This is a genomic window from Bradyrhizobium sp. SPXBL-02, from assembly GCF_051853065.1.
GTDB lineage: Bacteria > Pseudomonadota > Alphaproteobacteria > Rhizobiales > Xanthobacteraceae > Bradyrhizobium.
In genome coordinates this window covers 3,638,464-3,652,583 of the sequence record NZ_CP182474.1, presented here as the reverse complement: position 1 = coordinate 3,652,583, position 14,120 = coordinate 3,638,464, and the positions used below count along the sequence as shown (strand labels likewise).

Genomic DNA, 14,120 nt, shown 5'->3' with positions numbered 1-14,120 from the left:
CGCTCCGAACCGGGCGCGCGAATCTTTCGAATCTGGTCCGCGCTCGGTGGGTTGGGGACAATCGGCTGGTCAGTCCGCCGCTGACTTATTCGCTGATAAAGAGCGCGGAACCTGCCGCGGGAACTTCTATGTGACCCGGCGCCAATCCGGCGCGGTACCGCCGGACCATGGCTTCGAAAGCTTCTTCGAGGCTTCGGGTAAGCAAAGGCGTATTGAAGAGCGGCGACGTGAGACGACGCTCTTCCAGAGTTTCTCGAATGCCGCGGAGCCGCTCATGATCGCGAGCCAATTCGATCGCGCGCCCCTCATATTCATCACGAGAATGCGTGATCAGCTCGGGAAGATCGAGGGCATGCAGCAAGCTGGCCGCGACCCGTCCCGCGAAGGCGTCTCCGGCCAGCGTCAGCAGCGGCAGTCCGGCCCAGAGCGCGTCGCTTGCGGTGGTATGGGCGTTATAGGGCACCGTGTCCAAAAACAGATCCGCCAGGCGGTGTCTCGCCAGATGGTCCGCAGTGGAGGCGACGCGCGTTGCAAAGACCAGGCGCTGGGGATCGACGCCGCTCGCCTCGGCCTCTCTTCGCAAATTGGATCTTGCGACATCCTGGAGATCGGAAAGCCAGACGACGGAGCCATCCACCTCCTTCAGGATTCGCATCCAGCTCTGAAACGTCGGCGGATTCAGTTTGTAGGCGTTGTTGAAGCCGCAGAAGACGAAGCCCTCGGCCGGCAATCCCTGCTCTCGCCTGTCGAGCCCGACACGCGAGATTTCACGCCCCTTGGCATCGTGGGGCATGAAGCAGTGCGGCAGCCAGACGACCTTCTCCGAAAAGTGCTTGCGATGCTCGGCAGGGATGCTGCTCTCGTCGGCGATCACATAGTCCAGTAACGCCCCGCCGACGGTGCCGGCGAAGCCGAGATAGCCCGCAAGAACGGGGGCGGGCCGCTGCGCGAGAACACCGAGCCGCGCCCCGAGCGTATGCCCCATCAGATCCACGAGGATGTCGATGTTGGCCGCCTTGATGCAGCCGACAATGTCATCATCGCTCCGCCCGTGGAGATCGACGAATTGATCGAAACTTCGCTCCAATCTTGCGCGCAGCTCGCTGTCCTCGGCCGGGCCGATCGAGAAAGCGTGCGTTTCAAACCTGGTGCGATCGTGGGCCTCGAAAAGACCTGCGGCCAGATAGCTCACCGGGTGGCTCCGAAAATCCGCCGACAAGTAACCGACGCGGATCTTGTCAGCCTGCACCGGGACGGCGTCGACGGCCTTGCGCCCGGCAAGGTTAAGCAGTCTTTCGACCCAGAAATCGGCGCTTCGTCGCTGGTCCTCGGCCAATGCCGCAATCGACAGCAGCGCGAACGGCTGGCAGCCCCCCTTGCCCGCACGAATGGATTCGATAAGGCGCGTTGTCTCAGCCTCTATTTCTGTCCAGTCGCAGCAATTCAGCTTCGAATAGAGCCTCGCGCCCTCTACTCCGGGCAGGTCGCGGTCGAGCGTCAGCGCTCGGTCGAACGCCGCGAACGCCTCGTCATGGCGCCGAAGGTCGGCGAAGATATTCCCTCGCCCGAACCAGGCCTCCGCCAGGTCGGACCTGATGGATAGCGCCGTGTCGTAGGCCTCGAGCGCTTCCGCGTGGCGCTTGACGTCTCCGAACACGTTCCCCCGACCGAGCCAAGCTTCGGCCAGGTCCGGCGCAATGGAGAGCGCCTTATCGAAGGCGGCGAGCGCCTCGTCGCGACGCCGCAGATCCAGAAAGACACTGCCGCGGCCGAGCCAGGCTTCGGCCGAATTGGGCTTGATCGAAAGCGCCGCGTCATAAAGCGCCAGAGCATCATCGCGGCGCTTAAGGCCCGCGAAGACGTTGCCGCGACCAATCATGGCTTCAATCGAATCCGGCTTGATCGTGAGTGCCTTGTCGTAGGCTGCAAGCGCTTCGTCATAGCGCTTGAGATCAGCGTACGCATTGCCCCTGCCAAGCCAGGCGGCGGCGGCCTGCGGCGCGATATCGAGCGCGCGATCGTAGGATGCGAAGGCATCCGCGTGACGCCTCAGTCCGTACAGGACATTGCCCCGGCCTATCCAGGCCTCCGCCAGATCTGCCCTGATGGAGAGCGCTTTGTCATAGGCATCAAGAGCCTCATCGCGGCGGCTGGATCGAGCCAGTGCCGTGCCGCGGCCGAGCCAGGCTTCCGCCAGGTCGGGCCTGACCGACAGCGCCCGGTCGTAGGAGGTCAACGCCTCGGCGTGCCGTCCGATCTCGAGCAGCGACTTGCCCTTGTTCGCATGGGCGTCGGCGTAGTTCGGGTCCAGGGCAATCGCTCTGTCGAAGTCGGATATCGCCGCCTCGTATTGCTCGAGCACGTTGCAAACCGCGCCGCGGTTGTTCCAGCTCTCTCTCACGTTGGGATTGAGACGCAGGGCTCTGGTGAATTGCTCGTGCGCCAGCGCTGGCTTGCCGAGCTGCTTGGCGATCAGCCCGTAATTATAGAAGGAGACATCTGATCCTTGATTGAGCTTGACGGCGCGCGCAATGAACGGCTCGGCCTCGGCAAACCGGTTTGTGTTCATGAGAACGATGGTCAGCAGGTTGAGCGCTGGAACATGCGACGGCTCGAACTTGATGACGCGTCTGAAGCCCTCTTCGGCCTTCCTGAGATCGCGCCCATTCAGGGCCGCGAGAGCCTCATTGAAGATTGCTGCGATGTTCCTCATCGACGGAATAGACCCTTTCGCGACGCCCCTCACACCGATGGACCGGCGCCGCGTTCAGCATCGAACCGTGCACATTGCCAATCCTGCGGAAGGACGGTGTGACGTACTCCACGCCGGCCGGGTTGAACATATGCTCGGCAGCATGATTTCAGCGGGAGGACTCGGATAGGCCCCTCTTCCGGGGTTTGCCACAATCGAGAACAGCGGATTCGAGCTTGTGAAGAGGCTTCCTTGTGTCGATTCGCCAGGCTGCGAGACCGGTTGCCATGGACCATTGTGTAGCGGCGCGATGATCGGCCTGCTTTCGGCGGCCCTCCGACCCCGAAGCGAGCGCCTCACACTGGAAAATACCTGCTATTTCAATGGGATAGACCTGGCGGAGACGGAGGGATTCGAACCCTCGATAGGCCTTTACAAGCCTATAACGGTTTAGCAAACCGCCGCCTTCAGCCACTCGGCCACGTCTCCAATACGCCGGGTATGCCCGACACGGAGGCGGGCCGCAAGCGGCAGAATTGGGGCGAGCGGGTTTCTTTGCACATGAAACGCTTTGAGAGCGACAGATATAAGGGACGGATCGGGAATGCGACGTCCGAGGCGCGTCACGCCATCGTCCCGCCTGCACTGTATTTCCACCAGCTGGCGTGCATCCTCGCACGCCAATCTGGCAACAAGCTGATCGTTACCTACCCTGAAACAGCGAGCCGTTGTTCTCTCCGACAAAGGCGATTAGTGTTTTTTGAACCTCTTCGCCAGAGCACGGACCCGACATCGGGGTCGAGATACCCAATCACATGCCACAACAAGGCCGCAACAAGGGAGCTTCGGCCCCCTCCTCACTCCATCCGTCCACTATTCTGGACCAGGCAATTGCAGCGCACCGCTCGGGCAATCTGCCGGATGCGGAACGGGCCTACACGACCATCCTGAAGGCGAGCAGAACGCATGCCGTCGCGCTCCACATGCTGGGGCTGTTGCACGCCCAGCGCGGCCAATTTGCGGACGCCGAGCCTTTGCTGAAGAAGGCTGCACGCGTCGACCCCGGCAATCCCGACGTTCTTTTCAACTTTGCCAACGTGCTGCGTGCGCTGAACAAGCCGGATGATGCGCTCGCCTGGCTTGCGAAAGTGATCGCCCTGTCCCCGAACTTCGCGGACGCGCATCTCAATCGCGGAGCGATTCTCATTGCACGGCAGCAGCTTCGCGACGCCATAGCCGAGTTTGATCGCGCCATAGTGATCGCACCGTCGAGCGCCGCGTTCGCCAACCGAGGCAGCGCGTTGCAGCAGCTTGGTCGACTCGAGGAAGCGCGTGACAGCTACGGCCGCGCCATCGAGCTTGCACCGGGCGACCCCCAGAACCATTTCGCGTTGTCTGAGGTTCTTGGCCAGCTGGGGCGCGACGACGAAGCGATCGCGGCGCTGGAACGAACGGTCGCACTTGATAAGACGTTCCCGTTTGCGCTGAGCAACCTCGTTGCCTGCAGGCGCAAGCGCGCCGACTGGAGCAGTTTCGAACGTGAACAGGCCGCCATGGACGAGGCTGTCGAGGCGGACGTGCCGATCGACCCCTTCACCCTCTTTCATGTCTCCTCATCGCCTGCACGCCAATTGACCTGTGCAAAGACCTATGTCGCCAAGGTGGCCCCCGACGGACGCGCCGCCAGGCCAGGAACGCCGAGCCCGGCGTCCCGGCTCCGGGTCGCATACATGTCGGCCGATTTTCGCAATCATGCCACCGCGTATTTGATGGCCGGAGTCTTCGAGGCGCACGACCGTGAGCGCTTCGACATCACCGCCATCTCCTACGGGCCCGACGACGATAGCCAGATGCGCAACCGCCTGAAGGCCGCATTCGAACGCTTTGAAGATGTCAGCCATCTCGCCGACGAGGACGTCGTCAAGCTGATCCGCCAGCTCGAGATCGAGGTTCTCGTCGATCTCGGCGGCTTCACCGCCGGTGCGCGTCCGAACATCATTGCGCGCCGGCCGGCTCCTATCCAGGTCAGCTATCTCGGCTTTCCCGGCACGATGGGTGCCCCCTATGTCGACTACCTCATGGCCGACCGGATCGTCATCCCCGAAACGGAGCAGCTTTATTACGCCGAGAAGGTGATCTATCTTCCGAATAGCTACCAGGCGACCGACGCGAAGCGAGCGCTCCCGTCAAATCCACCAAGCCGCACCGAGCTCGGATTGGCGGACGATGCGTTGGTCTACTGCGCGTTCAACAGAAACCCCAAGATCAACCCCCCGCTGTTCGGCGTCTGGATGCGGCTGCTCGACAGGACCCCCGGAAGCGTCCTTTGGCTGCTGGATGGAGACCCGGTCGCCACGGAGAATCTGAAGCGTGAAGCCGTTGCGCGGGGGATTGCCGCCGAGAGAATCGTGTTCGCTCCGCGCGTCCCTGCTGACGAGCATCTGGCGCGCCACCAGGTCGCCGATCTGTTCCTGGACACATTGCCTTACAACGCCCACACCGGGGCCAGCGACGCCCTTTGGGCTGGCTTGCCGGTTCTGACGTGCCTTGGCACCACCTTTGCCGGACGCGTTGCAGCCAGTCTCCTGAACGCCGTCGGCCTTCCCGAGCTGGTGACGCGATCGCTGGACGAATACGAGGCCTTGGCACTGCGGATCGCCCACGATCCCGAGCTTCGGGTCGCGCTCAGGAGCAAGCTGGCGACGCGCCGGACCACTTGGCCGCTTTTCGATACTGTCCGCATGACGCGACATATCGAAGAGGCATTGAGCGAAATCTGGCGCAGGCATTGCGCCGGCGAAGCGCCGGCCTCGTTTGCCGTGCAAACCTTACCATGAGGCCCGCCTCGGCGCGATGGTGCCGGCCGGTCGAGGTCGGTTCCCAAGCGAAGTGAACCGCTCAGTGCGCACAGACCCAGGCCCTCGCCTCGCGCTGCGCGACCGAGATCTCGGCGTCCGACATCTGCCCGGCGACTTCCTGGCGCAGCGCCACGGCGTCCTTGCGGCCCTTCAGCGCCGCGAGATTGAACCATTTGTGCGCGGCGACGAGATCGACGATCCCGGAGCGGCCGCTCGCCCAATAGATCCCGCGCTCGAACAGCACGTCCGACAGCGCGCTCGCATCGACCGGCGTTGCCGTCTCCAGATCGAATGTACCCTGAAACATCACGCATCCCCTTTGTTCTTATGCCGCCTCGTCCCCCGAGCGCGGCTCCCGTCCAATTCTGATGTGCATGACCCTTCCCGGGATCGTGCACTGTTCAACTCTTCCCCATCGCCGTTTGCCGGCTTGTTGGAGGCGATGATGGCGGGCAAATTTGAATGGCAGTTTAAGTATCGCGATGAAGCAGACGTAAACGGGGCGCGCGGCGCGTGCGCGGAGGATTCAAGAAGTCCCTGATTTGCAGGCACTTCTACGATTCGTCAGACTCTGTTTACCCCGGGATTTTGGGAGAACGATAACCATCACGCGCGGTGGCTCGTGGCCGTGTGGCTAGAATGTGAAAGGCGGATCACTGTCGTTGCCGCACACCGTGCCGTCATTCCCCGCGCAGGCGGGGAATCCAGTATCCCGCAGCTTGTCGATTCAATCGCTGCCGTCTCGGAGTACTGGATCGCCCGGTCCCGGCTCCGCCAAGGCTACGCCGAGGCTTACACGGGTGCTCGGCGCGCCGAAGCTTCAGCGAAGGCGGCAAGCCGGGCGATGACACCGCGAACGGAGAAGCGGCGTGCGAACAGCGTGCATCAGGCCGCAGCCCGGGCGTGCCCCAAGGCAGTTCGAGCAAGGGCGCGATGACGTCGCGCGTTTCAGATCAGCAATGTCGGGGGAAAAGGAATGCCGGCAATGCCCCGGCTTCAAGGGAACGAGGGCGTCGGCGAACACGTCAGGACCAGATTCCACTTTGGCCCGAAGGCCTGTCGTGAAATTGCGGAGCCCGTTTGAGGAGAACCGCACCGAACGAAGAAAACTCGTTTCTTCTGCCGGACCGCGAAAGAGAACGGTCCGACCGTTGACCTGATGTCTCGCCGACACCCTCTATCGTCGACCAGAACCTCTAGGAGGCGCTGATGACGTGCCGGCTATCTGGAGCCGGCAACTTCAGAAGCGAAGTTACTTCTTCTTCTTCGCGACCTTGCGGGTCTTCTTCGCAGTCTTCTTCACTGCGCTCTTCGCCTTCTTCGCCTTCTTCGCTTTCTTGGCCATGTTGCCCTCCGATGTGTGAGATGGCTTTAATCGCTGCGTGCACTCGGGGATCGAATGCACTCACCCCGAATACACCAACACGAAGAAAAAAACAGCTTCTCGCTTAAAGAAGTGTTGACGCAGCAAGGCGCGTGCGCTTGGCGGGCGCGACGCAGGCGCTTCGTTCGACGTGCACTTGCGATCATGCAGAGCGCTCGCATCATCGACGTTCGCGAACGATGCGATTGCACGAAAACACTATGCAGCAAGTATTTTTTCGCACGCGTGCATCGCGCGCGATCAACGCCACGATGCGCATCGGCAATCGCGCGATCGCCTCGCGAAGGCGTTTCGCGGACTCTGAGTCGCGATTTTTGGCAACGAAAATATTTTCATGCTTAACGGCGCGGGCGCTCGCCGGAGCGCGTTCAAGCCGCCGTTTCGGGCGAATCGCGCGGCGGCGATTCGGCCGCCGCATCGCCGTCGATCGGGATGGAGTTTGCCGTTCGCGGATGCGCGCGAGCGTCGCAGCGAGAACCGAAAGCGAGGTGACGACGCGTCTCCGTCACCTCGTTCGAACGTGAGGCTCAGACGCCGAGCTTGGACTTGAGCAGGTCGTTGACGCTCTGCGGGTTGGCCTTGCCGCCGGACGCCTTCATCACCTGGCCGACGAACCAGCCGAGCGATTGCGGCTTGTCCTTCACCTGCGCCGCCTTGTCGGGATTGGCCGCGATGATGTCGTCGACCACCTTTTCGATCGCGGAAAGATCCGTGACCTGCTTCATGCCGCGGCTTTCGACCAGCGCGCGGGGATCGCCGCCCTCCTGCCAGACGATCTCGAACAGATCCTTGGCGATCTTGCCCGAGATCGTGCCGTCGCCGATCAGGTCGATGATCGCAGCCAGCTGCGCGGCATTGACGGGCGAGGCCGTAATATCCCGGCCTTCCTTGTTGAGACGGCCGAACAGCTCGTTGATCACCCAGTTCGCCGCCATCTTGCCGTCGCGGGCACGGCTGGCGAGCTTGTCGAGCACCGTCTCGTAGAACACCGCGCTCTCGCGCTCGGCGACCAGCACGCTCGCATCATAGGCCGAGAGGCCGAAATCGGCGACGAAGCGCGCCTTCTTCTGGTCCGGCAGCTCCGGCAGCTCCGCCTTCAGCTCGTCGACGAATTCCTGGCTGAACTCCAGCGGCAACAGGTCGGGGTCGGGGAAGTAGCGATAGTCGTGCGCCTCTTCCTTCGACCGCATCGAGCGCGTCTCGCCCCTGTTGGGATCGAACCGGCGCGTCTCCTGCTCGATCTCGCCCCCGTCCTCGAGGATCTCGATCTGGCGCCGCGCTTCATACTCGATCGCCTGGCCGATGAAGGCGATGGAGTTCATGTTCTTGATCTCGCAGCGGGTGCCGAGCGGCGCGCCGGGCCTGCGCACGGAGACGTTGACGTCGGCGCGCAAGGATCCCTTCTCCATGTCGCCGTCGCAGGTGCCGAGATAGCGCATGATCGAGCGCAGCTTGGTCACATAGGCCTTGGCCTGCTCGGCGTCGCGGATATCCGGCTTCGAGACGATCTCCATCAGCGCCACGCCAGAACGATTGAAATCGATGTAGGAGAGCGACGGCGACCGGTCGTGCAGCATCTTGCCGGGATCCTGCTCCAGATGCAGCCGCTCGATACCGATGGCGGCGGTCTTGCCGCCGTCGAGATCGATGATCACCTCGCCCTCGCCGACGACGGGCGATTTGTACTGGCTGATCTGGTAGCCCTGCGGCAGGTCGGGATAGAAATAGTTCTTGCGGTCGAACACCGAGCGCAGGTTGATCTGCGCGTTGAGGCCGAGCCCGGTCCGGACAGCCTGCCTGACGCATTCCTCGTTGATCACGGGAAGCATGCCCGGCATCGCGACGTCGACCAGCGAGACGTGGCTGTTCGGCTCGCCGCCGAACGCGGTGGACGCGCCCGAGAACAGTTTGGCGTTCGAGGTCACCTGGGCATGGATCTCCATGCCGATGACCATCTCCCACTCACCGGTTGAACCCTTAAGAAGCTTGTGAGGTGTCGCGTCAGCGTTCATGGAGAAGATGTCGTTCTGCGTTGGAGGTTAAGCCCCGATCAGGCCGCGATCGTGCGAGGGAGCTGCTGCGATCGACTAATTAAGCCGATGCTGGAGGCGATGCAACCTCGCCACCGTCTCTAGCCCCGGCGGAATTGGGCGTGAAATCGCACCCGAACCGTGTCATGACAAGGCGCAAGGGATCAAATGCCAGAGGGAAGATGGGCGAGCTCACGCTTCGGATGGTCGATGGGACGCAGATCGTCGTGACGGCCTCCCTCGAGGCCATCACCACCTACGTCATCCTCGAGCAGGAGACGTGGTTCGAGAAGGAGACGGCATTCCTCGCAAGCTGGCTGAAGCCGGGCATGTCCGCGCTCGACATCGGGGCCAATCTCGGCGTCTACAGCCTGCCAATGGCGCGGCGGCTCGCCCCTCATGGGCAGGTGTTCGCCTATGAACCGGCCAGCGAGCCACGACGGCTACTCGCGCTCGGAAAGGCGAAGAACGAGGCCGCCAACCTGCATATCATCGCCGCGGCGCTGTCGGATGGCGAGCGCGAGGGCCGTCTGGTGCTGGGCGCCTCCAGCGAGCTCAACTCGCTGCAAGGCAGCGGTCCCACCGAAAGCATTCAGATCACCTCGCTCGATGCCGAACAGAGATCCAGGCATTGGGGCCCGATCGACTTCGTCAAGATGGACGCGGAAGGCGAGGAGGAGCGAATCCTGGCCGGCGCGAAGGGCTTTCTCTCCGAGCGCTCCCCCCTCGTCATGTTCGAGATAAAAGCCGGTGACAAACAGAACGATCGTCTGCCGGCCGCTTTCGCCAGCATGGGCTTCGACATCTATCGGCTGATCGGCGGAGCGCCGGTTCTGGTGCCGGTGAAGCTCGGCGAGCCGCTCGATCCCTATGAGCTGAACCTCTTCGCAGCCAAGCGCGATCGCGCCAGAGCGCTCGCCCAAGAGGGCTTCTTGATCGAGACCATCCCGTCATGGGAGCCTGACGACACGGTGCGGGACTGGGCACTCACCCAGTTCGAAGCCCAACCCTTCGCGCACATTTTCGCGGCCCTGTCGGGCGGCGCCGCGGCGCAGGACCCGGTTTACCGCGACGCCCTCGCCGCCTATGCGACCTGGCGCTCCGAGGAACTCGCCTTGCCCAGGCGTTATGCGGCGCTGAAATTCGCCTGCGATACACTCGGCTCGCTGTGTCAGAACCAGGCCTCGCTGTCGCGCCTTTCAACGCTTGCCCGCATCGCCTCGGATATCGGCAGCCGCGCCATCGCCGTCAACGCATTGCGGTACGTGGCGGATGTACTCAAGGGCGGCAAAGGCCGAATCCTGGAGCCATTCTGGCCCGCAAGCCCGAGATTCGACCATCTCGAGCCCGGGACCAATCCCGTCGGCTGGTTCGTGGTCGCAGCACTCGAGCGGCTCGAGCAGATGGCATCGTTCTCCTCCTGCTTTGCTCCCTCCCTCGTCGATCTCGACTGGCTTGCCGGCCAGCCGCTGGTTGGTGCCGAGATCGAACGCCGGCGCATTCTTCAGCGGGCGCGCGCGGGCCAACGGGTCGAGGTCCCACCGCGCCTGCGCGTGACGGCACCCGACCACGTTAATGACGCGATTTGGCGTGCCGGCGCAGTTCCCAACACGCGCGTGTGAGCGGGCCGGCCCCGTCAAGCCCCGAGCAGCGTGGCAGCGATCCGCTCCCACTCCGCTTCCAATGAATCCCTTGCCGCGGGCTGGCCGGCCTGGCGATACCAATAGCCGGCATTGCCGAGATCGCCTTCGACACGGTGCAAATAGGCATGCACCCAGGCAGCCTCACGGCTGCTCTCGTCCTGAACGATCGTGTGCGCGCGGTCCCAGTCGCCCTTCGCCGCCCACCAGAGGCCGGCGAGCGGCGCGCTCAAGTCCGGCGCGGGCGCCGCGCCGCCGAGGCTCGCGATGAAATCGGCGACATTCACCACCACCTCGCGGGCGTGAAGCGGCCGGCGGCCTGCTCGATCACCTCGCCGAGCGAGAACAGCGTCTCCTCATCGAACGGACGGCCGATCAGTTGCAGGCCGAGCGGCAGCCCCTGCGCATCCTTGCCGGCTGGCACCGCGATTCCGGGCAGGCCCGCCATGTTCACGGTCACCGTGAAGATGTCGTTGAGATACATCTCGACCGGGTCGGCGCCGCCCTTCTCGCCGATGCCGAAGGCCGCCGACGGCGTCGCAGGCGTCAGGATCGCGTCGACGCCCCTCGCGAAGCAATCCTCGAAGTCCTTCTTGATCAGCGTGCGCACCTTCTGCGCGCGCAAATAATAAGCGTCGTAATAGCCGGCCGAGAGCACGTAGGTGCCGATCATGACACGGCGGCGCACCTCTGCGCCAAACCCGGCCGCGCGGGTGTTCTCGTAGAGCTCGATGATGTTCTTGCCCTGCTCGCGCAGGCCGTAGCGCACGCCGTCATAGCGCGCGAGGTTGGACGAGGCCTCCGCTGGCGCCACGATGTAATAGGCCGGTAGGGCGTATTTGGTGTGCGGCAGCGACACCTCGACGAGCTCGGCGCCGGCGCTCCTGAGCCACTTGGCGCCCTCGCTCCAGAGCTTCTCGATCTCGGCCGGCATTCCGTCGAGACGATACTCCTTGGGAATGCCGATCTTCATGCCCTTCACGGACTTGCCGATCGCTGCCTCGTAATCCGGCACAGGGATATCGACCGACGTCGTGTCCTTGGGATCGTGTCCGGCCATCGAGCGCAGCAGCATCGCGGCGTCGCGTACGTTGCGCGCGATCGGACCTGCCTGGTCGAGCGAGGACGCAAAGGCGACGATGCCCCAGCGCGAGCAGCGGCCATAGGTCGGCTTGATGCCGACGGTCGCGGTGAACGCGGCCGGCTGGCGGATCGAGCCACCGGTGTCGGTCGCAGTCGCGCCCATGCACAGCAGCGCCGCCACCGCCGAGGCCGAGCCGCCGGACGAGCCGCCCGGCACCAGCGTCGTGTTGCTGCCCTCGCGCCGCCAGGGATTGCCGACGGGACCGAAGCACGAGGTCTCGTTGGCCGAGCCCATCGCGAACTCGTCATTGTTGAGCTTGCCGAGCATCACCGCGCCGTCGCGCCAGAGCTGCGAGGTCACTGTGGACTCGTACGTCGGCACGAAATTGCCGAGGATCTTCGAGCAGGCCGTGGTCCGCACGCCCTTGGTCGCGAACAGGTCCTTGATGCCGAGCGGGATGCCCGCGAGCGGGCCGCCTTCGCCCTTGGCGATCTTCGCGTCCACGGCCTTCGCCATGTCGCGCGCGCGATCGGGCGTCTCCATCACGAAGGCGTTGAGCACGCGCGCGGCTTCGATCGCGGAAAGATGCGCGTCGGTCAGCTCGAGCGACGTGAAAGTCTTGTCGGCGAGACCCTTCCGGGCCTCGGCGAGCGTCAGCGATGTCAAATCGGTCATTTATTGATCGGGCTGCAGAAGAACGGAGACAGGGTCTTGTCGTTGGCCGGGTCGTCTTTTTTGGCGGCGGCTTTCGCGGCCGCCTCGATCTCGTCGAGCACGGCATTGACGGCGACGTTGGGATCGGCAGCCTTGCCCTGCCGCTCCATCTTGTCGAGGTAATTCATGTAGGCCTGATAGGCCTTCTCATCGTCGCAAAGCAGGCACATCGGACCTAACCTGTTTATTCAACGACCTTCGGCACCAGGAAGAAGTGACCTTCAGTCGCGGGCGCGTTGGCAACGATATCGTCGGCGATCTCGCCGTCATCGACCACGTCCTGCCGCTTCTTCATCTGCATCGGGGTGACCGAGGTCATCGGCTCCACGCCCTCGACATTGACCTCCGAGAGCTGCTCGACGAAGGCGAGCATGGCGTTGAGCTCGCCCTGCAGATGCGGAACCTCGTCCTCGGAAACCGCAATACGCGCCAGATGCGCGATGCGGCGGACGGTAGCGGCGTCAACAGACATTATATAGGGCCTCTCACGGCAAAACCTATGTGCCGTATAGCAGAGGCCGCTTTTGCGCCGCAACCGGCGCTTCCCCCTATCCGGCGAGGGCCTTCAGGCGCCCGAGCGCCGATTTGGCGAGATCCCGGGTCAATTCGGCGGCGGGGACCTCGCGGCCCAGCGCAACGGCCTGCCCTGCCCAGAGATTGGTGAAATCGACCCTGCCCTGCTTTTCGGCAGCCGCCTTCAGCGGCCCCAGCGCGGTCGCGGCGTGGGGAAACGGCGGCGCATCCGGCGAGATCGGGCCAGCCTCGCGCATCAGCCGGTTCTGCACCCCGCGCGCAGGCCGGCCGGTCATGACATTGGTGATGACGGTGGAATCGTCCCGCGCCTCGGCGAGCGCCTTGCGGCCGCCCGCGCTGAGCTTGGATTCCGGGCAGCGCAGATAGGCGCTGCCGATCTGCACGCCCGAGGCGCCGAGCGCGAAGGCTGCGGCAATGCCGCGTCCGTCCGCGATGCCGCCCGCCGCGATCACCGGCACCTTCACGGCGTCGACGACCTGCGGCACCAGCGCGAAGGTCCCGGGCTGCTCGGCGGCCTTGTCGGTCAGGAACATGCCGCGATGGCCGCCGGCCTCGGCCCCTTGCGCGATCACGGCATCGACGCCGCGTTCTTCCAGCCAGACCGCCTCCTTCACCGTCGTCGCGGACGAGATGACGAGGCAACCCGCCGCCTTCACGCGCCTCAGCAGCGCTTGCTCCGGCAGGCCGAAATGGAAGCTGACGATCTCCGGCTTCAGCTCCTCGACCACCTCGCAGAACGCCGCATCGAACGGCGCGCGGTTCGCAGCCGCGATCGGCGCTGAGGGATCGAGACCGTGCTCGGCGTAGTAGCCCGCGAGCCGCTGCTTCCACCGCGCCTCCGCTTCGCGCGTCAGCTCGACCGGCGTATGGCAGAAGAAGTTCATGTTGACCGGGGCCTTGACGCGCTGGCGGATCAGACCGACCTGCTCGCGCGCCTTCTCCGGCGAGATCATCGCACTTGGCAGCGAGCCGAGCCCACCGCCCTGCGCCACGGCAATCACCAGCTCCGCATCCATCACGCCCGCCATCGGCGCCAGCACGATCGGGAATTCGGTCTTGAACAGGTCGATCAGTCGACGGTCAGGCCACATGGTTGTTCTCTCTCGTTCTTTCTTACCCTCCCCTGGAGGGGGAGGGTCGGTTCGCATGTCGCGAAGCGAAATGCGAAGCGGGGTGGGGTGATC

At 63.9% G+C, this 14,120-nt stretch carries 10 protein-coding genes and 1 tRNA gene; 2 read left to right on the top strand and 9 right to left on the bottom strand.

Annotated elements, in window-relative coordinates; genetic code table 11:
* Positions 1-85 precede the first annotated feature (85 nt).
* Together ACNJYD_RS16935 and ACNJYD_RS16930 are read right to left on the bottom strand one after the other, a co-directional pair.
* Positions 86-2,713 (bottom strand): O-linked N-acetylglucosamine transferase family protein, encoded by a 2,628-nt coding sequence (locus ACNJYD_RS16935; protein WP_439367047.1) that lies wholly within the window; start codon positions 2,711-2,713, stop codon positions 86-88.
* Positions 2,714-3,087: 374 nt separating this feature from the next.
* Positions 3,088-3,181: transfer RNA gene (locus ACNJYD_RS16930), tRNA-Ser, on the bottom strand.
* A gap of 326 nt (positions 3,182-3,507) precedes the next feature.
* On the opposite strand from ACNJYD_RS16930, the gene ACNJYD_RS16925 reads away from it, so the two are divergent.
* On the top strand, positions 3,508-5,529 hold the full coding sequence (locus ACNJYD_RS16925; protein ID WP_439367045.1) for an O-linked N-acetylglucosamine transferase family protein: 2,022 nt from the start codon (positions 3,508-3,510) through the stop codon (positions 5,527-5,529).
* Between the two features lie 61 nt (positions 5,530-5,590).
* On the opposite strand, the gene ACNJYD_RS16920 is transcribed toward ACNJYD_RS16925, so the two are convergent.
* Both ACNJYD_RS16920 and gatB read right to left on the bottom strand, forming a co-directional pair.
* The gene (locus ACNJYD_RS16920; protein WP_122402900.1) at positions 5,591-5,857 is read right to left on the bottom strand and encodes a hypothetical protein; all 267 of its coding nucleotides are present in this window, start codon (positions 5,855-5,857) and stop codon (positions 5,591-5,593) included.
* A 1,604-nt stretch (positions 5,858-7,461) separates the two neighbouring features.
* Positions 7,462-8,946, bottom strand: coding sequence for an Asp-tRNA(Asn)/Glu-tRNA(Gln) amidotransferase subunit GatB (gene gatB, locus ACNJYD_RS16915; protein WP_439367043.1), 1,485 nt, complete (start codon positions 8,944-8,946; stop codon positions 7,462-7,464).
* Between the two features lie 200 nt (positions 8,947-9,146).
* Between gatB and ACNJYD_RS16910 the strand changes: the two genes are divergently transcribed.
* Positions 9,147-10,586 (top strand): FkbM family methyltransferase, encoded by a 1,440-nt coding sequence (locus ACNJYD_RS16910; protein ID WP_439367041.1) that lies wholly within the window; start codon positions 9,147-9,149, stop codon positions 10,584-10,586.
* A 14-nt stretch (positions 10,587-10,600) separates the two neighbouring features.
* Here ACNJYD_RS16910 and ACNJYD_RS16905 read toward each other — a convergent pair whose 3' ends face one another.
* The 5 genes from ACNJYD_RS16905 to ACNJYD_RS16885 form a co-directional block, all read right to left on the bottom strand.
* Positions 10,601-10,897 (bottom strand): hypothetical protein, encoded by a 297-nt coding sequence (locus tag ACNJYD_RS16905; protein ID WP_439367039.1) that lies wholly within the window; start codon positions 10,895-10,897, stop codon positions 10,601-10,603.
* Positions 10,888-12,363, bottom strand: a complete 1,476-nt coding sequence (gene gatA / locus ACNJYD_RS16900) for an Asp-tRNA(Asn)/Glu-tRNA(Gln) amidotransferase subunit GatA (protein ID WP_439367037.1) — start codon at positions 12,361-12,363, stop codon at positions 10,888-10,890. Before gatA ends, ACNJYD_RS16905 begins: the two co-directional genes overlap by 10 nt.
* Complete coding sequence (locus ACNJYD_RS16895) at positions 12,360-12,572, bottom strand: hypothetical protein (RefSeq protein WP_027547180.1); 213 nt, start codon at positions 12,570-12,572, stop codon at positions 12,360-12,362. The genes gatA and ACNJYD_RS16895 overlap by 4 nt, the downstream gene beginning before the upstream one ends.
* 14 nt (positions 12,573-12,586) lie before the next feature.
* Complete coding sequence (gene gatC / locus ACNJYD_RS16890; protein WP_128265297.1) at positions 12,587-12,874, bottom strand: Asp-tRNA(Asn)/Glu-tRNA(Gln) amidotransferase subunit GatC; 288 nt, start codon at positions 12,872-12,874, stop codon at positions 12,587-12,589.
* 76 nt (positions 12,875-12,950) lie between these two features.
* Entirely contained in the window at positions 12,951-14,027 is a 1,077-nt protein-coding gene (locus ACNJYD_RS16885) for an NAD(P)H-dependent flavin oxidoreductase (RefSeq protein WP_439367034.1), read from the bottom strand.
* Positions 14,028-14,120: the final 93 nt, after the last annotated feature.

What these genes read in the sequence shown, in the direction of transcription:
- ACNJYD_RS16935 (WP_439367047.1), bottom strand. Translation starts at nt 2,713, where the DNA reads ATGAGGAACATCGCAGCAATCTTCAATGAGGCTCTCGCGGCCCTGAAT.
- ACNJYD_RS16925 (WP_439367045.1), top strand. Translation starts at nt 3,508, where the DNA reads ATGCCACAACAAGGCCGCAACAAGGGAGCTTCGGCCCCCTCCTCACTC.
- ACNJYD_RS16920 (WP_122402900.1), bottom strand. Translation starts at nt 5,857, where the DNA reads ATGTTTCAGGGTACATTCGATCTGGAGACGGCAACGCCGGTCGATGCG.
- gatB (WP_439367043.1), bottom strand. Translation starts at nt 8,946, where the DNA reads ATGAACGCTGACGCGACACCTCACAAGCTTCTTAAGGGTTCAACCGGT.
- ACNJYD_RS16910 (WP_439367041.1), top strand. Translation starts at nt 9,147, where the DNA reads ATGGGCGAGCTCACGCTTCGGATGGTCGATGGGACGCAGATCGTCGTG.
- gatA (WP_439367037.1), bottom strand. Translation starts at nt 12,363, where the DNA reads ATGACCGATTTGACATCGCTGACGCTCGCCGAGGCCCGGAAGGGTCTC.
- ACNJYD_RS16895 (WP_027547180.1), bottom strand. Translation starts at nt 12,572, where the DNA reads ATGTGCCTGCTTTGCGACGATGAGAAGGCCTATCAGGCCTACATGAAT.
- gatC (WP_128265297.1), bottom strand. Translation starts at nt 12,874, where the DNA reads ATGTCTGTTGACGCCGCTACCGTCCGCCGCATCGCGCATCTGGCGCGT.
- ACNJYD_RS16885 (WP_439367034.1), bottom strand. Translation starts at nt 14,027, where the DNA reads ATGTGGCCTGACCGTCGACTGATCGACCTGTTCAAGACCGAATTCCCG.